The 25,062-nt window shown below is 40.1% G+C and carries 25 protein-coding genes; 14 read left to right on the forward strand and 11 right to left on the reverse strand.

The window, feature by feature from the left end:
• Nucleotides 1-18: 18 nt before the first annotated feature.
• The 4 genes from OQ289_RS09865 to OQ289_RS09880 all read right to left on the reverse strand — a co-directional run bounded on the left by OQ289_RS09865 (nucleotide 19) and on the right by OQ289_RS09880 (nucleotide 5,532).
• Entirely contained in the window at nucleotides 19-1,320 is a 1,302-nt protein-coding gene (locus OQ289_RS09865) for a S41 family peptidase (protein ID WP_270090564.1), read from the reverse strand.
• A gap of 251 nt (nucleotides 1,321-1,571) precedes the next feature.
• Nucleotides 1,572-2,264 carry a hypothetical protein gene (locus OQ289_RS09870; protein ID WP_270090565.1) on the reverse strand — a complete coding sequence of 231 codons (693 nt, stop codon included), beginning with the start codon at nucleotides 2,262-2,264 and terminating at the stop codon, nucleotides 1,572-1,574.
• A gap of 39 nt (nucleotides 2,265-2,303) precedes the next feature.
• Nucleotides 2,304-3,056 carry an HmuY family protein gene (locus OQ289_RS09875; protein ID WP_270090567.1) on the reverse strand — a complete coding sequence of 251 codons (753 nt, stop codon included), beginning with the start codon at nucleotides 3,054-3,056 and terminating at the stop codon, nucleotides 2,304-2,306.
• Between the two features lie 91 nt (nucleotides 3,057-3,147).
• Nucleotides 3,148-5,532, reverse strand: coding sequence for a TonB-dependent receptor (locus tag OQ289_RS09880; RefSeq protein ID WP_270090568.1), 2,385 nt, complete (start codon nucleotides 5,530-5,532; stop codon nucleotides 3,148-3,150).
• Between the two features lie 445 nt (nucleotides 5,533-5,977).
• Between OQ289_RS09880 and OQ289_RS09885 the strand changes: the two genes are divergently transcribed.
• The 9 genes from OQ289_RS09885 to OQ289_RS09925 all read left to right on the forward strand — a co-directional run bounded on the left by OQ289_RS09885 (nucleotide 5,978) and on the right by OQ289_RS09925 (nucleotide 13,005).
• On the forward strand, nucleotides 5,978-6,835 hold the full coding sequence (locus OQ289_RS09885; protein WP_270090569.1) for a heme/hemin ABC transporter substrate-binding protein: 858 nt from the start codon (nucleotides 5,978-5,980) through the stop codon (nucleotides 6,833-6,835).
• A gap of 8 nt (nucleotides 6,836-6,843) precedes the next feature.
• Nucleotides 6,844-7,869, forward strand: a complete 1,026-nt coding sequence (locus OQ289_RS09890) for a FecCD family ABC transporter permease (protein ID WP_270090570.1) — start codon at nucleotides 6,844-6,846, stop codon at nucleotides 7,867-7,869.
• An 8-nt stretch (nucleotides 7,870-7,877) separates the two neighbouring features.
• The gene (locus OQ289_RS09895) at nucleotides 7,878-9,620 is read left to right on the forward strand and encodes a heme ABC transporter ATP-binding protein (protein ID WP_270090571.1); all 1,743 of its coding nucleotides are present in this window, start codon (nucleotides 7,878-7,880) and stop codon (nucleotides 9,618-9,620) included.
• Nucleotides 9,617-9,910 carry a transcriptional repressor gene (locus OQ289_RS09900; RefSeq protein WP_033565774.1) on the forward strand — a complete coding sequence of 98 codons (294 nt, stop codon included), beginning with the start codon at nucleotides 9,617-9,619 and terminating at the stop codon, nucleotides 9,908-9,910. The genes OQ289_RS09895 and OQ289_RS09900 overlap by 4 nt, the downstream gene beginning before the upstream one ends.
• Nucleotides 9,911-10,001: 91 nt before the next feature.
• Nucleotides 10,002-10,964: a helix-turn-helix transcriptional regulator gene (locus OQ289_RS09905; RefSeq protein WP_270090572.1), complete on the forward strand. Its 963-nt coding sequence runs from the start codon at nucleotides 10,002-10,004 to the stop codon at nucleotides 10,962-10,964.
• A 156-nt stretch (nucleotides 10,965-11,120) separates the two neighbouring features.
• Nucleotides 11,121-11,678 carry an RNA polymerase sigma factor gene (locus OQ289_RS09910; RefSeq protein WP_270090573.1) on the forward strand — a complete coding sequence of 186 codons (558 nt, stop codon included), beginning with the start codon at nucleotides 11,121-11,123 and terminating at the stop codon, nucleotides 11,676-11,678.
• Nucleotides 11,679-11,682: 4 nt separating this feature from the next.
• Nucleotides 11,683-12,045, forward strand: coding sequence for a hypothetical protein (locus OQ289_RS09915; RefSeq protein ID WP_270090574.1), 363 nt, complete (start codon nucleotides 11,683-11,685; stop codon nucleotides 12,043-12,045).
• A 178-nt stretch (nucleotides 12,046-12,223) separates the two neighbouring features.
• Nucleotides 12,224-12,514, forward strand: a complete 291-nt coding sequence (locus OQ289_RS09920; RefSeq protein ID WP_270090575.1) for a hypothetical protein — start codon at nucleotides 12,224-12,226, stop codon at nucleotides 12,512-12,514.
• Between the two features lie 17 nt (nucleotides 12,515-12,531).
• Nucleotides 12,532-13,005 carry an Hsp20/alpha crystallin family protein gene (locus OQ289_RS09925; protein ID WP_270090576.1) on the forward strand — a complete coding sequence of 158 codons (474 nt, stop codon included), beginning with the start codon at nucleotides 12,532-12,534 and terminating at the stop codon, nucleotides 13,003-13,005.
• Nucleotides 13,006-13,102: 97 nt separating this feature from the next.
• Here the strand turns inward: OQ289_RS09925 and OQ289_RS09930 are convergent, their stop codons facing one another.
• The 6 genes from OQ289_RS09930 to OQ289_RS09955 all read right to left on the reverse strand — a co-directional run bounded on the left by OQ289_RS09930 (nucleotide 13,103) and on the right by OQ289_RS09955 (nucleotide 19,932).
• Nucleotides 13,103-13,738 carry a hypothetical protein gene (locus OQ289_RS09930; protein ID WP_270090578.1) on the reverse strand — a complete coding sequence of 212 codons (636 nt, stop codon included), beginning with the start codon at nucleotides 13,736-13,738 and terminating at the stop codon, nucleotides 13,103-13,105.
• A 110-nt stretch (nucleotides 13,739-13,848) separates the two neighbouring features.
• Nucleotides 13,849-14,961: a lipid-A-disaccharide synthase gene (gene lpxB, locus OQ289_RS09935; RefSeq protein WP_270090579.1), complete on the reverse strand. Its 1,113-nt coding sequence runs from the start codon at nucleotides 14,959-14,961 to the stop codon at nucleotides 13,849-13,851.
• Nucleotides 14,962-15,197: 236 nt separating this feature from the next.
• Nucleotides 15,198-16,412, reverse strand: coding sequence for a porin (locus OQ289_RS09940; RefSeq protein ID WP_270090580.1), 1,215 nt, complete (start codon nucleotides 16,410-16,412; stop codon nucleotides 15,198-15,200).
• Between the two features lie 7 nt (nucleotides 16,413-16,419).
• On the reverse strand, nucleotides 16,420-17,478 hold the full coding sequence (locus tag OQ289_RS09945) for an agmatine deiminase family protein (RefSeq protein ID WP_270090581.1): 1,059 nt from the start codon (nucleotides 17,476-17,478) through the stop codon (nucleotides 16,420-16,422).
• 74 nt (nucleotides 17,479-17,552) lie between these two features.
• Complete coding sequence (locus tag OQ289_RS09950) at nucleotides 17,553-18,428, reverse strand: carbon-nitrogen hydrolase (RefSeq protein ID WP_270090582.1); 876 nt, start codon at nucleotides 18,426-18,428, stop codon at nucleotides 17,553-17,555.
• A 160-nt stretch (nucleotides 18,429-18,588) separates the two neighbouring features.
• Nucleotides 18,589-19,932: a Gfo/Idh/MocA family protein gene (locus tag OQ289_RS09955; RefSeq protein ID WP_270090583.1), complete on the reverse strand. Its 1,344-nt coding sequence runs from the start codon at nucleotides 19,930-19,932 to the stop codon at nucleotides 18,589-18,591.
• A gap of 261 nt (nucleotides 19,933-20,193) precedes the next feature.
• On the opposite strand from OQ289_RS09955, the gene OQ289_RS09960 reads away from it, so the two are divergent.
• Nucleotides 20,194-21,315: a phosphotransferase enzyme family protein gene (locus OQ289_RS09960; RefSeq protein WP_270090584.1), complete on the forward strand. Its 1,122-nt coding sequence runs from the start codon at nucleotides 20,194-20,196 to the stop codon at nucleotides 21,313-21,315.
• Between the two features lie 208 nt (nucleotides 21,316-21,523).
• Nucleotides 21,524-22,174: a carbohydrate-binding family 9-like protein gene (locus OQ289_RS09965; RefSeq protein ID WP_270090585.1), complete on the forward strand. Its 651-nt coding sequence runs from the start codon at nucleotides 21,524-21,526 to the stop codon at nucleotides 22,172-22,174.
• 9 nt (nucleotides 22,175-22,183) lie between these two features.
• Here the strand turns inward: OQ289_RS09965 and OQ289_RS09970 are convergent, their stop codons facing one another.
• Nucleotides 22,184-22,522, reverse strand: a complete 339-nt coding sequence (locus OQ289_RS09970; protein WP_033565787.1) for a DUF2853 family protein — start codon at nucleotides 22,520-22,522, stop codon at nucleotides 22,184-22,186.
• Nucleotides 22,523-22,736: 214 nt separating this feature from the next.
• On the opposite strand from OQ289_RS09970, the gene OQ289_RS09975 reads away from it, so the two are divergent.
• From OQ289_RS09975 to tpiA, 3 genes are all read left to right on the forward strand, one after another.
• Nucleotides 22,737-22,985 (forward strand): type B 50S ribosomal protein L31, encoded by a 249-nt coding sequence (locus OQ289_RS09975; protein ID WP_002995694.1) that lies wholly within the window; start codon nucleotides 22,737-22,739, stop codon nucleotides 22,983-22,985.
• Nucleotides 22,986-23,064: 79 nt separating this feature from the next.
• Nucleotides 23,065-24,276, forward strand: a complete 1,212-nt coding sequence (locus OQ289_RS09980; protein WP_270090586.1) for a putative sugar nucleotidyl transferase — start codon at nucleotides 23,065-23,067, stop codon at nucleotides 24,274-24,276.
• A 13-nt stretch (nucleotides 24,277-24,289) separates the two neighbouring features.
• Entirely contained in the window at nucleotides 24,290-25,057 is a 768-nt protein-coding gene (gene tpiA, locus OQ289_RS09985) for a triose-phosphate isomerase (protein ID WP_270090587.1), read from the forward strand.
• Nucleotides 25,058-25,062 lie beyond the last annotated feature (5 nt).

Raw genomic sequence — 25,062 nt, forward strand, 5'->3', positions numbered from 1 at the left:
CAATAGTTTGTACCTCTTTTACTCTTTTAATTTAAAATGTTGTTTAACGATAGGTACAAAATCGACATCCGTTTGGCGGGTATTAGCAAAGGACTCTGACTCTGCATGGACCTTGGCGGTAGTCTTTAGCGATAAGCCATTCGTTTGAGATGATTTACCCGAGATGTCATTCAGTGCTGTCGCAAGGTATAGCTCTCGGGGATCTCCCAATGGGTAGGATGACGTGCCGGTAACGTGGATATCAGGAGGGATACCGTCGAAATAGTCAGACCAACCATCAGCATTGCGAATTAGAAAACTGGCAAGATATACACTGTATTGATCGATATTGACAGCAAAGAAGCCAACCGGCTTGCCGTAAGTACGTTGGCCGATTAATGTTACGGGAAGATAAGGTTTGAAGCAACTTATTAATAATTCACTTGCAGAAGCTGTTCTACCTGTGACAATGAAGTAAACATTTTTAAGGGTTTCCAATTTTCCTTTTTTACTGAAATGGGTAATGTTGCCTTTTTCGCTAAAATCAGCATTTGCCATGGTGGCGAGTTGACCATTGTTTAGTGTTACCGTATTCCCCTCTGCGTCTAAAAAGAGCTGGTTCTTCAGGATATTGGCCTTGCCCGACCGTAATATAGGATTAAATTGTTCCGAAAACATGACTTTGCCATTAAGGGATGAAGGGGTAATTTGGTTGGCAATATATTCTGCTGTTTCGACATACCCGCCGCCATTGCTACGAAGGTCGATAATCAAGGTTTCGGTGCCAGCTTCGGCCAGCGCATCAAATGCTTCGTCGATATCAGTTTTCATACTATTCAACTCCTTGAAAGCGGCTATAGTCAGGTAGCCAACTTTCGTTTCATTAATTTCTGCTTTTGTTGACAGGTCGATAACTGAACCGCCAATATTGACAGCAGTAATAGAGGCTAGGGTGGAAGTTGTTCTGTCAGTAGTGCTGTTTTTCTTTTCTAGATAAGAGTATCGAGGTTGTTCGCCTGATATGGGTTTTTCGTAAGGAACTCCATTGGTATTGAGCTTATATTGTGTAATGTCAAAAAGCTCTTTTTTGAAAGCGGCTATATCAGAGGATATTGCTCCATATCGATTTCTTGGATTAAAAGTGCTGTAAGTTGGAAGTGCCTCCTGCCAATAATAGACTTCCTTTGCATACAAAAATATGGAGTCCAGTGTAAACTGTATTCGGGTGCCTGTCGTGGGGACTCCATCATCTAACCGTGGTTTCTCATCATCATCTTTTTTGCAGGCTGACATGCTGATGATAATCATAGCTACGAAGAGGCTACTATACAACTTATGCACCCGTGAAGATCTGAGTATAGAATATAACATGGTAAATCAATAAAGTATAGGGTATTATATAAATACGAAGTTAGTAAATTGTAATGTTTTCACCACTTCTAACCTTTTTTAATTTTTGTAAATCTTAGTTCCTTCTAGATGATGTAGATATAAAGTGAAGTGTATATGGTAGTTGCATAAGAATCGGTATTTAGCAGATGGATTCTGGATCTAAAGAGAGAGCCACAGAATTGCGGCTCTAAGGTGACATTTTATTTGAATTCTTGATAATCAATCGAGTAGAAGACGTAGTTGGTAGATTCCCGCTCTGCATTGGGCTTGCCGCCTGAATACGCACTGTTGACGCGAAATTTGAATAACACCTTTTCGTCTTTACTGAGGATAAATGTTCTATTTTCGGCTGCAACTACATGATGGATAGTGAAATCATAATTTGCCCAGCCAATACCCGAACCAAAAGAAACTCCAGCTTTTTCTATTGGAATTAGTTGGTCTGTTGGCTTGACCTCGCTAAAGGCTCTATCTATATATGACAGCTTATAACCATTTTTGATGTTCGGGATGAGGTCCATATTTCTCTGAGTGGCATTTAATACCAACTGGGCATCTGATTCAGCCATCCCGTCATTTTCCTTAAAATTGAAATAGAATAAGGCATTGGCCATTTCAATTGCTGTTCCAGTAGTATTGAGTTTGCCTTGTCTAAAATCTCTTATAGCATATACGTCGCCTTGACGACTTATAAGACCTTCTGTTCCTTTTGTACTGGAGGTTGAAATGAAGCGTTTAGTTTCGCCATCCTTCAGCATGACTTTTGCTTGGTACTCTTCTTCTTTTGGAGCGGAATCATCGTCTTTGCTACACGAAAATGCTGTTAACGAAAGGGTACAGAGCAAGAAGTAGGTTAAGGTCTTGTGTTTTTTAGTAAAAAAGTTTGTCTTCATGTGTTTTTGTTTAATTTATGGAGTTTTGAAGTTGAAAAACTATTGTGTAGACAGATTTTTGCCACCATCTTGTTGGACAAAATATCGAAAGGTATAATAAGGAGCAGGCCAATTAAGATTGGTCACGGCGGGTGGATTGCCTTTGTAGGCATTGATCAGTTGAAGTTTAGCATATTTGCCATCAGGTAGTCGAATGGCATAAGTCCTATCGGGCAATGCCTGCATAATATGTGTATTGAGACTATAGCGAAACCACCCGTTAGAGTTCTCTGATGATGCCCATCCTATTTTGCTGACCTCGCTGTTGTCGAAATCTGTATCTGAAGGAGCAATATTTATCCGTTCATAAGATTGCTTTAAAAGGACGACCGCAACATTGGTAGCGGCTCCGTCATAGCCAGGATTGAATCTGTCGCTAGCATTATTAACATAGACTTCCGAATTGTAAGGACCTGTAAAGGCAAGGTCCCAATCTTTGGATTTAAGCCACTGTAGTGAGTCTGCTTTTGTCTTGATCCATATCTGGCGCTTGTCTTTGAAACGATATAAAAAAGTATAGAAGTCTCTTTTATTCTTTCCATCCACACCTTCTCCCATAGAAGCTTCGATGTCGCCAGGAAGATCATATATAACCGTACTTTGGCCGTCTTCAAGTGAGGGGCGTGGGTCATCACTATTTTTGCTGCAAGACAGCATACTGAAGAGTATGATGACGCCCAAGATACCACAATTATTTCTTCGTAACCAGATGAGTAGGTTTAGTTCTTGTAAGATTATTTGTCTTGTTTTCATTTGCTTGAGTTTATTTTATAAATCCGTGATTGTTGCCGCATTAGAAGTAACTAAGTTCACGGATGCTCACGTATTAGTTGTGCTACTATTTTTAATCTTTCGTCCAGCGATAGCTGATGCCACCTAGAATAATTCGACCTGGCTGACCAAGCATATATCGGTTGCTGAAATTGAGTAAGTTGTCAGCCACTAAGCGAAGGGTTAGTTTTCTGTTCCATAGATTTTTTTCTATCGTGAGGTTCAGCAATATATGTTCAGGTACAAATGCATCATATTCGTCGATAAACTGGTTTGTCGAGGTCTCTTGAAATGGATATTTTCCCCGGATATTGGCCCGAAGATTAAAATTAAGTTGCCAAGGGCGGTATTCATAGAGAGCCTTTAGATTGAGCATATGACGCGATCGGTCTTCTATTCCCCAGTAATCTTTGGTCGTTGGGCGACGAGTTTCCCCAGTGATGGGATTTGTAATAGGGATATTATAGGGCCATTTGTCAGCGCGTATGCTATCCAGTACGCTTAAATCTTTTGCGATAAGGTATTGATATCCGACTGAGAGTTGGAGGTCTGTAGTCGCCTGATAAGTGGCCGATACCTCAAAACCTTTATTGACAGCTTTGGGTAGATTGCGGTAGCTGTATATCTGTTCAATGGTTGTCCCCTTCGCTACACTAATAGTACTGATTTGGTTATTAATCCGATGATAGAAAGCTGAAAGCTCGGTTTGCCATTTGGGGCTTGGCTTCCAAACCAAGCCGATATTATTTGATAGGCTTTTCTCGGCCTTCAAATTACCGGAAACCAAATTAACCATATAGGTGTTCTTGGAGCTGATTTCGCCACTAGCTTCCATCGCCTGGATGACATCGGCTATGCGGTCGCTTCCGACAACTAAGTAATTAGCTGTGGGGTTATAAAAAACTTGATAACGCATTTTGTAGTCGGGAGCCTTAAACCCAGCTCCAATGCCCCCCTTGGCCAGCAGTGTTGGACTGATTTGATACTGTAATCCAAAGCTTGGACTTAGTCGACTATCGTATACATTGGTATAGTCATAGCGTAGGCCGAATGTGGTCAGTACACGGTCCATAGGTTTCCATTCTGTCTGTAGATAAGCAAAAGCTGTATGTAGAGATCTCTTTTCGTCAAGTGATTGATCGTCCATTCTTTCTATGCTTCCACCTATACCTCCAGTGAACTTAAGTGCCTGTTGTGGACTATAAGCAAATTGCTGTTCTAGGCGGTGTACTTGCTGCCCAAACTCTTCCGCACCAGCCAATAAACCTTGTCGAAGCCACTGGGCTTGCATGACGGTATGAAACCTTGTCAAATAATAGCGCGTCATGCTCCTAAATCCCGATCCGAAGGTATGATCATAACTGCCCGATATATTGATGTCTTGATCTTTTTGACGGTCTTCAATGGTCATGTCATCCGACCATGCATTGATCATCTTAGAGTTACGAGCAGCATACCGTGCAGTAAAGCCTAAAGTGCCATTTTTGCTTGTCCGATACCGGGTACGACCTTGGAAGCTATAATTTTCATAGGGAGGGAAGGTTGTACTGTTTTCAGTCAAGAATTTGCTGTCCGTATTGAAACCGTCTGTTCGATAGTAATTTCCGGATAGTACTACTGAGCCTCGTTGGTTAGCAAAGGGCGTCTCTCCCTCTAGAGTCGCATCTAGGGTGTTCAACGTTCCATAAAGTAGAGAAGCATGCGCTTGAGGAGCAATGGCACCATGTCTGGTAATGATATTGATGGCACCACCCAAAGCGTCGCTACCATAAAGACATGAGGAAGCTCCTTTGATAATCTCTATACGTTCAATATTAGTGACGGAGATGCGCGAGAGATCAAAATTTCCACTGTTACGCCCCAACATGGGTTGACCATCAACCAGTACCATGACATAATTACTACTGAAACCCTGGATTTGGACACCTACAGCCCGAGAACCTCCCGCGATATCATTTACAACAGCCACCCCCGTCTGTTCTTTCATGACTTCATCTAGTCTTCTACTTCCCATCAATTCAATTTGGCGACGTGTGATAATTGTAACAGGCATTGCAGCTTGTTCGGCCTGCAAAAGATTATCCACGCTCGATTTGCGCTCATTGACCGCGACCTCTGATATAGCTGTCTCATTCGGTATTAGTACTTGTTTATAATAGAAGATATCTGCTTGTTCAATCTCCATACTGCTTTCTGTCGGATGGTAACCTATACAGCTGATTTGTACCTGATAGGTACCTTCATATAATCTCGAAAAGGTAAATCGACCTTTAGCATCTGTAACGGTGGTCTGCCGATCAGGTAGGAGTACCACCGTAGCTTGACTAATAGATTCTCCTACCTGATTGGTCACTATTCCACTAAAGCGATAGCGTTGCTGCCCTATAGCGTAATCCTGAAAGCAGAATAGCAATAATACATCAATCAGGAATGAGATGAACACTTGGGTATACTTCACTAAATTTATTTTTAATCATTCTAAATAATATGCAAATCAAGTAATTGTTGATGACATTATCTGTATGAAATCCGTCAATTCTTGTCTTTAAAGTGATATTTATGACTTGATAGTGATAATGGATTTAGCCATTAAGTTGTTGTGATATAGCTTCTTGTGTGATTTTGTTTTGCTTTTCTCTTTGTTTATTTTTTATGCAAATATTTTTATTTAGACTTATTATTGATTGTTTTGTATCAGATTGCCCTGATATATGAGGTGCGGGAGTTGGATAATTTATTTAAAAGCTGTCAGGATAATATATGGGTAGTATACAAAAATGCTAACCAAGAAAATGTTTTTTGTCAGCTTGAATAGCTTACATCTACACGATATAGTTGTAAGTAATAAAAAATGATTTGCCAGCTGGTGAGTCGTGTAACTATTATATTGAAATTGAATGGACATGGTGAATACTAAAAAATGGATATTGATTGTATTGGTATATACAATCTTGTGGATACCGGCAGGGGCGGTTGTTCCAAAGCGAGTGATTACATTGGGCAGCGCTTTGACTGAGACGGTGTATGCAATGGGTTACGGAGCTTTTATCGTTGCTACTGATGTGACCAGTGTGTCACCAGCAGAGGCTGCCAAATTGCCAAGGGTTAGTAAAAATAGATCTGTCTCCACCGAGGGGCTTCTTGCCTATCGTCCAGATTTAATATTGGCGCCGGCAGGCGACATATCGGCTGCTGTTGTCAGTCAGTTAAAATCAGCTGGAGTTCGCGTAGTTGAGGTGAGACAAGAATACTCTGAAAAAGGAGCAGTACAATATATCCAAACCGTAGCGCAGGCAATGAATGCGACGGAAAAAGGCAAATCATTGGTCGCAAAAGTCCAACAAGAGCTAAGTGCTGCAAAAACGGCTATCCAGAAAAGCTCGATCGGAAAAAAACCAAAGGTATTGTTTATTTATGCTAGGGGAACGGGGACGATGAGCGTTGCTGGTAAAGGAAGCAGTCTAGATGCTATTATTGAGCTTTCGGGGGCTCGTAATGCTGTACAAGAGTTTGCTGATTTCAAACCTTACACAACAGAGTCGCTGGTCAAAGCCAACCCCGATATTATCCTCATGTTTGATTTTGGGATAAGCAGTCTTGGAGGCAAGGATGCTATCTTGAAGATGCCTGGCGTACGAGCTACCTCCGCAGGTAAAAATAAGCGGATTATCCAGATGAATGGTCCACTTCTCATCAATTTTAGTACACGTCTTCCTGAGGCAATACTTCAATTGAACAAATCCATAAATGCTGTTTTATAAGAGACTATATGGATAAAAGAATGATTATCACTATGCTTGCTCTTGGACTATTGATTACCGTAGTCATCGCGTTGGGAGTTGGAGCATTCTCTATACCTGTACGGGATGTCTTGATCTTACTAGTTCAAAAAATAGGGCTTATGTCACATGCATCTATTGATGAGACATATAGTGAGGTCCTGTTTATCGTACGATTTCCCAGAGTATTGTTAGGGGTGTTGGTTGGAGCGGCATTAGGGATATCGGGCGCTGCTATTCAGGGCATATTCCGCAATCCCTTAGCAGAACCGGGACTGATTGGTATATCCGCGGGTGCCTCTTTATTTGCTGTATTAATTATTGCCTTTGAGGCGGTCGTATTTGTAGGTCTAAGCCAGTTGCTAGGATACTACCTACTGGCATTTGGTGCATTTGTAGGAGCGGGCCTTACCTCCTTATTGGTCTATCAACTGTCTAAGAAGAAAGGAAGACCTCGTGTGACGACGATGTTATTGGCAGGGATTGCCATTAATGCTTTCGCAGGAGCACTTACTGGATTGGTGACATATGTTGCTGATGAGCAGCAGTTGCGGACCATTACCTTTTGGATGTTGGGTAGCTTGGGTGGTGCAACTTGGGATAATGTTATAGCAGTTCTACCGTTCATCCTTATTCCTCTAGTGGCACTGCCTTGGTTTAGCAAACCGCTGAATGCATTTGCTTTAGGTGAGGCTCAAGCAGACTTATTGGGTATGCGTACAGACTTAGTTAAGAGGTGGGTTGTTATTTTATCTACTATGGCCGTTGGCGCATCAGTCGCGGTGTCAGGAATCATCGGATTTGTAGGTTTGTTGGTGCCACATACAGTAAGATTACTTGGAGGTGTAGAGCATCGCTATGTGCTGGTATCATCAGCGATTTTAGGTGCTTTGATGCTGACTTTGGCAGATATCATATCTCGGGTATTGGTAGCGCCTATTGAACTGCCGATAGGTGTGATTACTGCTTTATTGGGGACACCTGTGTTCCTTTATATTTTAATGACTGAAGAATAAGAACAGAAATGCTACGTGTCGAAAAACTAACCTATGAAGTAAAGGGTAGAACGTTACTCAAAGATATTTCCTTTCAATTGCGCAAAGGCGAAGTATTAGCACTTTTGGGGGCCAATGGTGCTGGAAAGTCGTCGTTGATGCGTCTATTATGTGGAGACAAGATTCCCTCCGAAGGTCAAATCAGTTTGATGGGTAAATCCCTCAAGCAATATGCGTCCATACAGCTAGCCAAAATGCGGGCTATGCTGGCACAGCATAATAATATGACAATGGCATTCAATGTAAGAGAAATTGTATTGATGGGACGTTATCCTCACTATAAATCAATCCCATCTGTCCATGATTTGGAGATTGTTGATGAGGTGATGGAGGTTTGCGGATTAGATGCTTTTGCGGAACGCTCTTACCTTAGTTTATCTGGAGGAGAACAGCAACGGGTGCAATTAGCACGGGTACTTGCGCAAATCTGGGACAATCCAGACAGTTTACTCTTATTGGATGAACCTGTATCGGCCCTCGATTTGAAATTTCAACAACAGGTATTGGCACTGGCCAAAGCACTCTCTCGCAAAGGATACATGGTGGTGGTGGTATTACACGATGTCAATCTTGCAGCAGTTTATGCCGATCGCATCCTCATGCTCAAAAACGGGCGTAAATGGTGTGAAGGTACACCTATTGAGGTGTTGGAAAGGAAGAACATCTATGCTGTATTTTCAGTGCAAGCCGATGTTGCTATTGATACGAAAACACTCCAACCTATTGTTCGCCTTGAGGAGTTGCATTTGAATGCCAGTGAGTTTAATACCAAGCTTCCTGTGATACCCATATCTCAAAATGCTATTCTGGAGAAATGGGTAAGTAGTTATAAGACAAATCCATATATTGATGTTGATAAAGTGATTGAGGAGGTTGGTTGCTCTGAATTGGAGTTGTTAAAACTTGCCTATCCTTTACAAGTGAGTCCATTGAAAGAAGACTTTGTTGGATTAATACGTGACGTGGTTGGTTTGGGAGCTGTACAGACTTTTTCGATTAGCCGAGTGGGCCAGATTGAATTTAGAGGCAGCTACACACCGCCTATATCCACGTCCAACGGGCTTGTTATAGACAATGGAGTATATCGTATGGAACTTAGAACCTCGCTCTGGAAAGTAGGCGTAGCTGTTAATAACGAATGGGGCAGTGGCTTCTATTTCTTCGATCGACAAGGAAGGTTGCTTCATAAGATTGTGCTTATAGAAGGGCAGAGTGATTCTACAATCTATCACAAGCTCCTTCAACAATATAAAGCCGTTGATGTGGGAATAGATTCTCTAAAAATCGAAGCAGCTGCTCCGATCTTGGATTTCGATCCACAAGTAAACTCTAATGTGGCAATCAACACTTGGAAGGGGGTGTTAGCACAATCGGTATCTATCAAAGCCCATACTCACTTTTTGATGAACACAGAGGAGGGATGCTACAGTTGCAGGGGATATATAACAGGTCTGGTGGATCAAGGAGGACGCTACCAAATTATGTATCCTGCTGCAACGGTCACGTTGGATAAAATCAATGGATTGACCTCAAGTGATACATGTACAGTTGCGCAAAATAACACCTTTAGTACCGAGTTGTTGAATAGTCGATATGCTGTGTCACTTGGCTTTAGTGTGGATAATAACTTATCTAATATTACTTTATATGATGGGGAAATGAATGATTGTAATGCAAGAAATATGAATAATCCAATTAAATCCAATATATGATGCGTACTTCTATTCCTGTTGTACATCAAGATGTACACGATTTGTTACAAGCTTATTGTATCGAACAACAATTACAGTATTCCAAGAAAAGACATGTGATTCTCGCTCGGATGTTACAACAACATGATTGGATTGACGCAATCGAATTATGGATTAGTCTGGAACGGGTGGCCAGTGTAAGTTGCATATACCAAACACTTCGGATTTTAGTTCAAGCTGGGATTGTTGACAAAAAAACTGACCGAGACCGTACTATGCGCTTCCGCTGTTCGACCAATCGAGACAATTAATAGATTGTTATTTAGAAAGAGTTTAAATAAGTGGCGGTTCTGTAAGGAAAATATGTATCTTTAGCTTAAATTATCATGATTATCCTGCTATATGTTGATCAAGAGTAAAATTGAAGAATTGGATGAATGGCTTTTCATAGAAGAGATTCCAGACCTTTATATTCCCGATAAGCCATTGATTGAGAAACGGATCGAGATTAGGCGAGATCCAATAACGATGACTAATTATCAGCTATCTACGAGTGGTTTATTCATTTTACATACGCAAATGCGGTTTCATCAACCGGTTCATATATACACAGAGGTTGAAGGTGAGGTAATCACAAGTCAGTTTATCTTTTACAAAGCCGCCGACAGTAAGATGCCTTTTGGCATGAGCCGTCATAATATCCGATATATTCCGACGGTCAAATCCAGTCACGAAGTTAAAACGGACGTGGAGTATAGCTACTTTATTGCAGTCATTTCCAAGGCTTATTATCTCAATCTAATCAAAAGAGATTCCCATCTACATCGTGATTTTGTCAAAAATATTGAGAAAGGAGTATATACGTCCTACGCCGAGCAGGACTTGGTAGCTACATATGAGATGCAGCATACTATACAAGAGCTCATCGAGTCGAAGAAATCTGGCGAAATACGTCGTTTACATACCGAGTCTAGAATTGTGGAATTATTGATGTACCAGTTTGAGCAATATAGCGAATTGGGTACACCGGCCACTGATGTCTTTAACGAGGAAGATATACAGCGATTGGAATTGGCAAGACAGATTTTGGAGCAACGTATTGCTAATCCACCTACACAAAAGGAATTGGCCTCGGAAGTCCTCATGAGTGAAAGTAAACTCCGTAAGGATTTCAAAGAATATTTCTCTGTGACTATCCATGACTATTTAACCCGGATACGTATGGAAAAAGCACGTATACTTCTACTGGCTAAGCAAATGACGGTTTACGAAGTTGCGCTACTTACTGGATTCGGTCATCAGAATAATTTCAGCAGTGCGTTTAAGAAATATTATGGAATATCCCCTGGAGAATTGAAATCATAGACACCCTCGTGGGCCTTTGTTGCCCGGTTAAACTCAAGCTTGATGTCGTGCGTTTGCAATATCATTTTTCATTTTACTACATTTATTCAAGAATGGTTAAAGTAAAAGTTGATTGTCTTCGTCTATTGTTGTATGGACTCTATTCATATCTTAAACATGTCTGATAAAACCCCGTCTTCTCTATCCGAAGTTGTTAAGGACTACGGCTCTCAATTGCTTCGTTTTATTAAGGGGAAGGTGAAAAAGGTGGAAGACGCCGAAGATATTTTGCAGGAGGTGTGGTACCAAACCAGTCGACTTTCCAATATTGATCAATTAGAGAATATCAGCGGATGGCTTTATGCCATTACGCGAAATAAAATAACCGATCTGTACCGAAAAAAAAAGACAGAAGCCATCGAAGATCAAACATATGAAGATGAGGATGGGCGCATACAGATTAAGGAAATCCTGCTATCTGATGACACAAACGATGCTGAGCTGAAAATGTTTAAGGAAGTGTTTTGGGAAGAGTTGATGCGTGCATTGGGCGAATTGCCAGAGAAACAAAGAAATACTTTTATATGGCACGAAATTGAGGAAATGACCTTGCAAGAGATTGCGAATCAGGAAGGGGAAAATATTAAAACTATTATTAGCCGCAAAGGCTATGCAGTAAAGCATCTTAGACAACGACTTCGGGTGTTGTATCAAGAAATAGAATATAAGAGATAGGATTATGAATAAGAGATTGAGTAGAAATAAGAAGAGAAAGATTCTCTTTATGGTACCTTGCGTGGTTGGACTTACTTTACTATTTGTTTGGGGGGTGCAGCTCTTATGGAATGGCTTGATCCCCGAAATAATAGGGTGGAAAGCGATTACATATTGGCAAGCATTCGGAATTTTGCTTTTGTCGAAAATCCTTTTTGGAGGATTTAGATTCAAGGGCAGGGGAGGTGGAAGGTGTGACAAGCAACAGTTCAGATCGAAATGGGAACACTTGACGGATGATGATAGATTAAAGTTCAGAGAAGAATGGAAGCGCAGGTTTTCATCGATGTGTAAAGACCGTGGAAAGAATGAAGAATCCCAAACATAAAGTTTGGGATTTTTTTATAAAAATAAATATTGATTAAAGTATTGGTCGGTGTAGGACGTCTTCTATCAAAAGGCCTTTGATATTCATACGAATAAACACGGAACCATTTACGCGAAATGGTTTCATCAACAAAAAAGCAAATCGATCTACTTATTGGTAGATCTTAAATAAAGACAAAATGATGAAAAATAAAATCAGATTTATAGTACCTAAGTTGATTGGAGCTACACTTATCGTTGGCCTACTATCCTTAGTGATTGGGCTTTTATTCAAGCTATTGGTTGTTGGCACGTTCCTCGCAAGCGCGGGATTCTTTATCGCTTCTAGAATGCGGAAAAAAAGACGTCCAAAGATGCTAAAGGAGTACAACAGTTCTATTGCACCTCAAGTAAGAGATTCTTCTTTTGGAATCAAACCCCAGAATATTGGCGTTCAATACTCTACTCTAGCCATTATCCCTATCCATTAATTTTCATACTAATAACTATGTTTAATACTAATAGCAATACCGCAGACTGTTACGAACAATACGGGAAATTGAAAAGTAAGTTTGCGCAAAAAATTGGAAGAATCAGAGACGAGTTCTGCAAAGATGAAGACGTATTAGAAGCGTATTCCTATCGTCATGACAATAGTCTACCACCCGTTAATATTTCAGAAAGCGAGTCGTTTTTTACATTGCAGTTGTTTGCTGCTGGGCTAAAGAAGGATCGTTTTAAGATTGAAGTGAAAGGTAAAATGTTGGTCATCAGATATCTTTTTGTCGAAAGTGAGCATGATCCTGAAATTTTGCATATATACCGTGAGTTCGTTCCAAAGGCCTTTCAGCGATCTTTCCAATTGGATGAACAGGTTTCTACAATAAACGTCGCCGCGAGTTATGAAGAAGGTGTGTTGACCGTGATTTTACCAAAAGATCCATTAATCAATGTGGCCGCTCAAGAGGTGCAGGTTGGTTAACTAGGGCAGCGTTGCCAATAAAATAAAGAAGCGGGAAATCATCCCGCTTCTTTTGTTTTTGACTGCTATCAATCAAATGTAATGCTTAACCGAAAAATTACTCTGTCGTAATAATTTCGAATGACCCTTCGTTTCCGGGGCTACCGGAGTAAATTTGTCCTTGAGGAAGCCCCCTTAGTCCTCCAGGGGAAATCTTGATGCGATCGTAGATGTTACGTAGGTCTGATGTCGCATTTACGGCTTTACCTCCTGCTTTCACATCCGCATACAAATATTGCTTCGCCTTTTTGTCTGTTTGTTGAGGCTTTATGCTATTCGGAGCTAGAGTTATCTTTACATGACCACCATTTCCATTCGGATTAGTTTTGGTGCCATTAAATGCATCATCACCCTTTGCAATAACATACAGAGAACCTAATTTTTGAAAATTGACCTGTATGTCAAAATTACTTCCATTGTTTTTACCATCTGTGCCCGAAATCGATGCTCGATTTCCAATCTCGGCATGACCGACTACCAATTTTACGTCTTTCTTTCCGTAAAACATTAGGGAAGCACGATCACCCATAATCAATGTGTCGATGTGCAGCACGATACTAGAATCTCTATTGTTGAAATTCTTCTTCGCCTTCTTGCCAATTTCCAATTTAGAAATGTGTTCTGTCTGCACTTGAGCCTGTACAGCAAAAACTACTGCTAAACTTGCCATTAAAGTTATGATATACTTTTTCATCGTTTATTGATTTAAATAACCTATCTTTTAATACTGATACTAAGACAATTCACAAAAGAAAAGGTTTAATAAATCATGCAGTTTTGAATATTATTTTTTACAGGAGTTTTTTAATCCGCTAAATAGCTGACAATTAGTTTGGCGGTTTTTTCGGAAGCACCTGGGGTGCCGAGCTTTTGAGACAGGACCTCATAATTCTCCAGAACACTGTTGCGATGCTCCTGATTATTGATCAGTAAGTCAAGTTCTTTTGCGATGGTATAATCATTGCAGTCGTCTTGTATGAGCTCAATGACGGATAGATAATTATTGATAAGGTTGACGAGCGAAATAAAACGTACCTTAATAACCCACCGTGCTATCATGATTGATAGCGCATTTGCCTTGTAGACCACCACTTGTGGCACCCGGAGTATTCCGGTCTCTAGAGTCGCTGTACCGCTCGTGACCACGGCAGCTTCGGCATTGTTAAGAAGGTCATAGGTCTGATTGAAAACAACCTTTATAGGAAGATCCTGAATATATTGTCGATAGTACGACTCATCAAAGTTTGGTGCTCCTGCAACTACAAATTGATGTGCAGGAAATAGGTAGTACAAAGCAATCATGTCAGGAAGTATACGTTCAATTTCCATCTGTCTGCTTCCTGGTAATAAGGCGATTATAGGTCGTTCATTGAGGAGGTTGTCTTTCTGGAAAGTTGGGTTGAATTGATATTGGGCAATAGCATCCAACAAAGGGTTACCCACATAATCAACTTTCATACGAAACTTTTTATAAAAGTCTACTTCAAATGGAAGGATGCAGAACATGTGGTCAACTACTTTTTTTATCTTATAGACCCGTCGTTGATTCCAAGCCCATACTTTCGGGGATATATAGTAGCATACTTTAATACCTTGTTTTTTTGCAAATTTCGCGATTTTGAGATTAAAGCCAGGAAAATCTATTAAGATGACCGCATCGGGCCTATATTGTTGAAGATCTTGTTTGACGGTTTTGAGGTTTTTTGCAATAGCTCCCAAGTTTTTTAATACCTCTACGAATCCCATAAAAGCCATCTGAGATGTATGGATCAATGGTTGCTGCGCAGAAGCTATTTGCATCTGATTACCACCAACGATTCTAAATTCGGCTTTTGTATCTTCCTTTTTTAAGGCATTGATCAGGTTCGCACCATGAAGGTCTCCTGAAGTTTCTCCAGCTATTATATAGTATTTCATTTAAAATCCACTTTCCAATATGTGTTTAAAGATACTCATTATTACAATTAAGATGCAAAAAGAAGGTGTTTTGCATACTTTTTTCACCATAATCGTATTCGTTAGGCAGCGGACGAGGCAGGTAAATTGCACAGCGTATAATAGATACTTGTGAAAATATTGACGGATGAACGGTTAGCACAAGAAAGGGCCACCCAAAGGTAGCCCTTATCAAATAAATATTTAAGAAATCTGAGTTAGATTCCGAGTTCCACTTGGAATGTAAATCCCCATTTGTTGTTGTCCATTGAATTATCATAGTGACCATCTTTAACTAGATAGTTCCCATTTAGTTGGAATTTTAGACGGTGTGCCTTCATGTATTTAGTAAGACCTGCTTCTAAAATTTCAGTTTTTTTCTCAAACTGACGAATATCTTTATGTGGCTCAACATAGGTGTAGCGTCCTGCAATTTCATATCCCTTGTTGAATAAATAGCTGATTTGTTGATTGATACCAAATCCTTTGTAAACATATACTTGCTCATCTTCCATGTTCTTGTTGAACGGGTCATTGACATTCCGCTGCATGTACTCCGCTTGGTAGGCAAATCCATTGTACTTGAATATTGCATCGGCAAATACAGTGCTTAGATCTTTTGCATTTTTAACAAACGCTCCAGTCTGACCACTTAATCTTGTCGTTTTACTATTATAACTGTAACCACCTCCTATAGATAGTTTAGGTGTTTCTTCTCTTTCCAAGTCCCCTTCAGAGTAATCACCTGCATTCGTAAATTCGCCTAAGGGCAGGAATTCTACACGGCCAGTATAAGCCAGGCCATTGTCTGTTGTATTGACAGCTCTTCCTTCTCCCGTTGAGATAGCTCCCTTTAGGTTGATTGGCATATCTCCAATCTTCTTAGATAGATTGGCTGAAAGTCCAAAATCTCGATCTACTGAAAAGTTAGCGTTGACAATAGAACGTTCTGCAAATTGGAGTTGGCCGGAAGAATTTACTCGCTGTCTGTTGCCTGGAAGTTTGTTCTGCCCGATACCGATATAAAAATCGTCACTGAAATTATAGAAGATAATCGCATCTCGGACAATATTAGGAATTCCTGAATCGTCAAAATCCTGATCGCCACGTGTAAAGGCCAGTTGAACTGAATAGCTGATCTTTGGTGTATAAATATACCCATCTATACGCATACGAAGACGTCTTACGCGCGCCTCCCATTCATCGTTTTGCTCACCATCTAAGGTGTTGGTATATTTTATCCTATTCTGCATCCTAAATCTAAAATTGGTATAGAATAGAGAGTCTTTACTCGTGAACTGTATACCTTTAAAATTGAGGATGGTTGCCCTATCATCACGCTCTTGTGCCTCTGTAAGTCCACACATTGCGAGCATGGAACATAAGATTCCTGTTTTTAATAGTGGGTTCTTGGTAATCTTTAAAAGTTGCATATGTGCCTTATATTGCGGGTTCCTGTTGACTTAAACAATGAAAGCTTCCTAGTCCCCAAATGATATCTACCGAGTCAATACCTACGACATTGCGTGTAGGAAAACATGTTTTCAATATATCCAATGCTATTTGGTCATTCACGTCTTTGAATGTAGGCATGACGACCACATCATTGCCAATATAGAAGTTGGCATATGACGCTGGCAGTCTAGTATCGTCATAGATGACAGGAGAGGGCATAGGTAGTTTGACTATATTCAGTGGTCTGCCATCTAATAATCTAAATGACTTTAGCGTTTCTAGATTCTCTTGAAGCAAATGATAGTTTTCATCCAATGGATTGGACTCAACCACAGTAACGACCGTATCTTCATTGACAAATCTGGTGATGTCATCAATATGACCATCCGTGTCGTCCCCCACAATACCATCACCCAACCAAAGCACCTGTTGCTGACCATAATATTCCAATAAGTACTGTTCGATCTGATCCTTTGTTAGATGCGGGTTACGATTTTTATTCAGAAGGCATGAGGTGGTGGTCAATATAGTGCCTGCGCCATTGAACTCTACCGAACCACCTTCCATAACAATAGGGGGAGTGAAGAGTTTAAGACCAAAGTTTTTGGCGATTCTCGTTGGAATTACATCATCAAGATCATATGGAGGATATTTGTCGCCCCAAGCATTGTAGCCCCAGTCAACGATTGCCTTTTCTCCTGATAGTGGATTCAACAAAAATGCGGGGCCATGGTCACGGCACCAGGCGTCATTCGTTGGATTTAAGAAAAACTCTACATTAGGTAGATTCGCGCTGACAGCATGTAGATACTGTATAGCGTTTGACTTCATCACTTCATCCGCCACATTGATTCGCACCTTTTGCGTTTCGGCGACTACTTTGACAAATTGGGCGTAGGGCATATATATTGTTTCCAATTTACCTGGCCACGATTCTTCTTTATGCGGCCAACTAAGCCACATTGCCTCTTGTTGTGCCCATTCTGCAGGAAAAGAAAATCCTAATGCTTTAGGCGTTGTTGATACGTCTATATCGGTATTCACTTGAATTGTTTTGTTTTTTAAGTAGATTAAGAAAATTCCATCCTCACTTAATGATGCATTTGTAGCTATATTAATTAATCCTCGTCTATAAACCTTTTTGTAATCGGTTGGTAAGAGTCGATTCTTCTGTCTCTTAAGAATGGCCAGTGTTTACGGAAGAAATCGGATTGCGTAAGATCGAGCTCTATGACCTCCACTTCTTCCTGGTCGTGCGAAGCTAGATATAGGAGCTTGCCTTGAGCATTCGTTGCAAAGCTGCCGCCCCAAAATTTCATAGCACCATCTTGTTCATATCCCACTCTATTTACGCTTACTACGGGCACCCCATTGGCGACAGCGTGGGAGCGTTGGATAGTCTGCCAAGCATTATACTGATCTGCATTGGTCTCGTCATCCTGGTCTGTAGCCCAACCAATAGCTGTCGGGTAGAACAAAATCTCAGCACCCATCAAGGCTGTAATGCGAGAGGCCTCAGGATACCATTGGTCCCAACAGATTAGGATGCCGATCTTTCCGAATTTGGTGTCAAAAGTCTTGTATCCTAGATCTCCCGGTGTAAAGTAAAACTTTTCATAAAATGCAGGGTCGTCTGGAATATGCATTTTACGGTATTTGCCCAAATAACTACCATCAGCATCCAGTACTGCGGTGGTATTATGGTACAATCCCTGCGCTCGTTTTTCAAATAGGGAGGCAATGATCACTACGCCCAATTCTTTCGCCAATGCAGATAGTGCGTCTGTAGAAGGACCTGGAACAGCCTCCGCTAAATCAAAATTGTCATAGTCTTCTACATCACAAAAGTACAATGATGTAAAAAGTTCTTGTAAACATACTATCTGTGCACCTTTAGCAGCGGCTTCTCTGACCTTAAAAATAGCCTTGTCCAAATTTGCTTGCTTGTCTTTTTCACAAGACATCTGCACAATCCCTACCTTAACTTTACTCATTTCTGTTCTAAAAATTGTTTAACATGCAAAGATAACAATATCGGGCGAGATATACGTATCCGAAATGATGAATGCTGGTCTTTTAAATCAGTCGTATACCAAAAAGATGGGGCCCTGAAAATCAAGGCCCCATCTTTTTGGTCATTGGATAATTAGCGGATTAAAACCCACTATCATCCAACATGAATGTATTCTTTTTAGTTTTCCATTTTCCACCTGTGAAATCAGGGAATGCCAATGTTTTATTACCTTTTTTGATAGACTCTGTCGATAGCGGGAATACAGCGCTCATCGTTACTGAATCGTACACGTCGATAGGTGTTTGACGATTTTGCTTTACGGCTTGGATAAATCCGTTAAATACAAACCAATCCATGCCGCCATGTCCTGAACCATTCGCTACTTCTTCGTATTTTTTCCAAACGGGATGGTCATATTTTTTGACCCACTCAGCTGCAGGGTCCCAAGCGTGAGGCTTAGATTGGCCTTCGATATGGATACCGTTTGCTACATCCATCCAGATACCTTTGGTTCCTTGTACACGGAATCCGATAGAGTATGGTCTAGGTAAGTGTGTGTCATGTGTTAAAAGCATCGTCTCGCCATTTGCACATTGCAACATGGTCTGCGTGATATCCCCGTTTTTGTAATTAAGTTTGGCATTGGGATGGCCTGGTGATTTACTTTCAACATAAGCGGCTAATCCTCTAGCTTTACTTGAATATGACGTAATGTGAGTGAATCTATTTCCAGCATTGACATCTGCAAAGTGCATGATTGGACCTAAGCCATGAGTAGGGTACAGATCTCCGTCTTGATCCACATTATATTTTGTTCTCCATTGCGCTTCCGAAATAGTTTGAGGACCAAATTCAACACCTTTACCATAATAGCTTTTACCATCATTGAAAAGAACCTCTCTTAAATCATGCTGGTATCCACCTTCCAAATGAAGGATTTCTCCAAACAATCCTTGGCGGTGCATGTTTAATACCGCCAATACGTCACGGCGGTATGCTACGTTTTCTAGGGTCATGTAAGGCTTCCCAGTTTGCTCTGATGCCTTCACCACGTCCCAATGGTCTTTTACAGTAAGTCCTGCAATAACTTCACATCCTACATAGAGTCCAGCTTTCATGGAATCGATTGCTTGGTCTTTATGAAATTCCCACGGGGTAGCAATGATGATAGCATCTAGTTTTTCACTGTCCAGCATTTTTTTGTAAGCATCGACACCACCTGTATATTCTTTCGGTAATTTTGCGCCCTTTTTATCGAACTGCTTGCGACATTGTGTCAGGGATTCTTCTTGCGTGTCGCAGATAGCCACTATTTCGACATCATCTCTATTCAAAGCAATCGCAACGTGGTTACGACCTCTTAGACCAACGCCTATAAAGGCAAGTCTCACTTTTCCAGTTTGGGCAAATAAATCTGTACTCGACAAGATTCCTAATCCAGCTGTAGCCACAGCCGTATTCTTAATAAAGTTTCTTCTATCCATAGCAGTTTGTTACTATTTAAATCAACTAAAAAGTGTGTTTTTTAGTTTTATTGTGTTAAGTGCATACATTTAAAAGGTTAATAATCACTTAACACAAACAAATATATACATAGATTTCTAAAAACTTTTGTGCAATCGTTTGTTCAAAATATCAAAATTTATGCAAACGATTGATTTTAATTTTTTTTATTATTTAAATAAGTTATGTTGATATTAGCAAAACTAATCAAGTATAAAAACTAATAATATTTTAAAAAAGTTATGTCAGATTTGAATTCTGTTAATATAGATAGAAACTTACTTATTGCCAATCAGTTCGCTATCGACGGTGAAGTTATAGATGTTGTTCCCTTCGGATCGGGCCATATAAATGATACTTTTAAGGTTACTACCAGCGGGACGACAAAATATTTGTTGCAGCGCATTAATCATCATATTTTTCAGAATGTGGATGGTCTAATGGAGAATATTAGGATAGTCATAGAACAATTGAAAGATGACTTCAGAAATAAGGGATTGCGTGAAGAGGTTATCAATCAGAAAGTACTCACATTAATCAGAACAAAGAGCGGATTGGCTTATTATCGGGACGAGGATGGAGGGTATTGGCGTACCTTCATCTTGCTAGATAATACGAAAAGCTATGATGTAGTAGAGACCACTACCCAAGCATTCGAAGGGGGTATGGCTTTTGGTCATTTTCAGAAACAGCTGTCTAACTTGGACGCCCAAAAATTGGTGGAAATTTTACCTAATTTTCATAATGTAGATTTTCGACTTTCTAACCTGCGTAAGGCAATATTGGAAGATAATACGAATCGGGTAGGAGAGGTACAGGATTTGCTCGACTATATATTTGCTCTAGAAGGGCGCATGCGTACAATATTAGAATGGGGTAAAGAAGGGAAGTTGCCTCTTCGGATTACACACAATGATACCAAGTTCAACAATGTTCTCCTTGATCAAGATGACAAGGCACAGTGTGTTATAGACTTGGATACAGTAATGCCCGGATATATTGCTTATGATTTTGGTGATGCAATCCGTACAATTATCAATTCAGGGGCCGAAGATGAGGCCGATTTGGATTTGGTCGTATTGAACATTCCTCTTTTCGAGGCCTATGCTAAAGGGTATCTTAGTGAAGCAAGGGAGTTTTTGAATGAATATGAAAAAGAATCTTTGTTGCCAGGTGTTTTCCTATTGCCCTATATGCAAGGGGTTCGCTTCTTGACCGATTACCTAGAAAGTGACCATTATTATAAAATTCACTATCCTACACATAATCTGGTCCGGACAAAAGCACAACTTAAGCTGGTGAAAGAATTGGAAAAACATGAAGATCAACTTAAAGATATATTAGCACGTGCAATAGGTCAATAATGTGTTCTTTCTTTTCGAAAAATAATAGTAAATTAGAACTCGAAGCATGACATTATTTGTTGTGCTTTTTTTATGATAAGCGGTTAAGTCCGCCTTATGTATCTGAACAAGATGCTTGGATGGTCTAATTATCACCGGTTTATAACGAAATTGATGTTAAAATATTTACTAAAGCCATCAACTGGAGAATGGCAAACTAATCATTCCAATGAAAAATCTATCTATCAGTTATCAAGACCTTCCAATTGGAAGTAAGAATTATTACACCTTACTTCAAGCTTTTGACGATTTGCCTATCCATTATCTAAGTGAGGCAACATGGGAAGCTGAATATCCCAACAGACCACAAGTGGGTTTTCAGATAATGTATACTACTGAAGCCCTGTATATCCATTATATGGTAAAAGAGGATTTTGTCAAGGCGCGGTATGTACGTCCCAATGAAGCCGTTTGGGAGGACAGTTGTGTCGAGTTCTTTGTTTCATTTGACAATCGTAACACCTATTATAATATCGAGATGAATCCCTTCGGAACAGGTCTCATTGGGTATGGTACGGCCAATAAGGATGTCCGTAATCGGTTGAGCAATGATACCGTGAAAAAGATCAATGCCTACACAGAGGTGAAAAGTATAAATGGAAAAAAGGAGTGGAACACCGTTCTAGAGATTCCTTACCTTGTTTTCGAACAAGAATCGGCATTGTCTGCTACATCACTAAAGGGAAAGACGCTACAGGCTAATTTTTATAAATGTGGGGATGAATTACCAGCCCCACATTTCTTATCTTGGAATCGTGTTGATTTCCCAACTCCTAATTTTCATTTACCTGAATTTTTTGGAAATATCACTTTCGATTAATCGGGTTGGCTACTTGTAGACAGATTCCTTTTTGAATTTCTTTACAAGTAGCGCATATACGATTGCTCGATATTTATTTTTGTTGGATTTGCCTACCTGGTCGATGACTTCAGTGATTGCATTATCAAGTTCGGGGCTATCTTTTAGTCCGAGTTTTTTGACCAGGAAATTTTGCTTTAGCCTATTGAGTTCTTCTTTGTCAGAAGCAGCGATTGTCTCTGCGTCAGCCTTATAAATGGATGGGCCTAGGCCTTTGGCAACAGCACGGATTAAAGATTCGTCTAATGACAGGTTCAGTTTTTTTGCCTCGGCCACATATGCGGCTACTTTTTCATCTAATTTGCTCATAATTCTTCGTTTTTTTAAAGATGTGAATAGATGGATGAATTTATGAAAAGTAGTTGATAATCAGGTTGTGAAAATTAAAAAAATATTTAATCTTTATTTTTTTGCTACATTTGGGGTGAAAAAGATAAAAATGATGCGATAAGTGTTGCATTTGAAAGATAGTATAATTATCTTTGCACCTCAATTGTTGAATATAAGTAATCATAGATAAAAAATGAAAAAAGATTTGCATCCATCAAACTACAGATTAGTTGTTTTCAAAGATATGTCGAATGACTATGCTTTCATTACAAAATCATGTGTTGATACAAAAGAGACGATTCAGTGGGAAGACGGTAATGAGTATCCTTTAATCAAATTAGAGATTTCTCACACTTCACATCCATTTTATACAGGTAAAATGAAATTAGTCGATACCGCAGGTCGTATCGACAAATTCCGCAGTCGTTACAACAAAAAGTAATTTCTGCTTTAACCTTAAAACGTATTTTATAATCCCGATAATCTTTATCGGGATTTTTTTGTGTACTTTTGTGGCTTCTATGGCTTTTGATATCATCTTATTCGATAAAGCTCCTTGTAGGGACTCTCTTTTGCCTTTGACCTATACACGCCCCGTCGCTAATTTACGCGTGGGTATATTGACATTGGCTGAGAAGTGGCAGAGGATTTTTCAGGTGCAAGTCAGCCATTATACTGTCGATTACCTTTCAGCACGCTATCCCTTAGCGCCGTCGACGGGAGTGATTTTATTGATAAAAGGGAATGTATGCCCTTCTACTTCATTGATTGAAGCCATTGAACGTTTGCATATCGGTGAGGCTCTATGGTACAATCACGAGTGGATAGCAGCCAAGCTTGCCCCTTCTGCTAAAACGAGCATCGATGAGCAAAAAATTGAAGATCTAACTTCTATCGAATTCATGGAAGAACCTTGTATGATTCGTTATCCTGAAGATATTTTTATTGTGAATCGTGAACAGTTGCTGTTTGACTATCATCTGCTGACAAATGGTCGGATATCATGTGAGTTGCCGGCAACGAATACGCGTTTAGGAGAGCAGCTCTTTATTGAGGAGGGGGTATACGTTCATTGTTGCACATTTAATTGCTCTGAAGGACCTATTTATATCGGTGAAGGGGCACAGATTGAAGAAGGGTGCCATTTACGTGGACCATTATCTTTGGGCTCGCACACACGAGTAAAGATGGGAACACGGATATACGGAAACGTTTCAATTGGTCCGCACTGTACAGTTGGCGGAGAGCTTTCATCCGTTGTCATGTGGGGATACTCCTCTAAAGGCCATGACGGTTATCTTGGCTGCTCTGTAATCGGAGAGGGGTGTAACCTAGGTGCAGGTACGAGTAACTCCAACCTCAAGAATAACTGGAGCACGGTGAGCCTGTACGATTATACGCTATCTAAGATGCGAAATACAGCCCTGTATAAGTGTGGATTGATTATGGGTGATTATGCCATGAGTGCCATCAATAGTTCTTTTACGACAGGAACATGTGTGGGTGTGGGCGTGCAGTATGCAAAGAGTGGATACTCGGCTAAATTTATTCCCAACTTCAGTTGGTGCGTAGACGTTGGGGTAGAGCTTTATGAATGGGATAGATTTGAGCAAATGTTCAAGAATATGAAAAACTTAAAAGGAGAACAGTATCTGAGCGGGGATGTTGATATCTTGAAATATCTTCATCAACAGATGGATGCAGTTAAATTAATAAACATCAATTCTAAATAAAAACTAAAGTAACATGCGTAAAAAAATTGTAGCAGGAAACTGGAAAATGAATTTGGACTATCAGACTGGCGTTAGTCTTTTCTCTGAAATCGTGAACATGGTAAAAGATGAGGTCATTGGACAACAAGAAGTTGTTGTATGTAGCCCTGCCGTTCATCTTTACAGTTTGGGTCAATTAGCTCATTCAGCTACTAATGTATCCATTGGAGCTCAAAATATTTATCAAGCAGAGTCAGGGGCTTTTACTGGTGAAATTTCTGCAAGTCAGGTCAAATCTGTTGGTGCAGACTACGTGATTCTAGGACATTCGGAGCGAAGAGCTTATTTTGGTGAGACTGACGAAGTTTTGGCTGAAAAAACAAACGTTGCATTAAAGCACCAATTGACTCCAATATTTTGTATCGGAGAGACCAAAGAAGAACGAGAGTCTGGTCAGTTTTTTGACGTTATAAAAAGTCAATTGGAAAAAGGATTGTTCCATTTGTCCGAATCAGATTTCACTAAAATTGTATTGGCGTATGAGCCTGTTTGGGCAATCGGTACTGGTTTGACTGCATCTCCCGAACAAGCGCAAGAGGTCCATGCTTTCATCAGGGAGACTTTGGCCAACCAATATAATCAAGCGCTAGCAGATAGCACGAGTATTCTTTATGGTGGTAGTTGCAACCCTACAAATGCGCCAGATTTATTTTCCCAACCAGACATTGACGGTGGTTTGATAGGTGGTGCATCTTTGAAATCACGTGATTTTACAGACATTGTAAAAGTATTCAATTCTTAATTTAA

Origin of the sequence: Sphingobacterium sp. SYP-B4668 (genome assembly GCF_027627455.1) — a bacterium.
GTDB lineage: Bacteria > Bacteroidota > Bacteroidia > Sphingobacteriales > Sphingobacteriaceae > Sphingobacterium.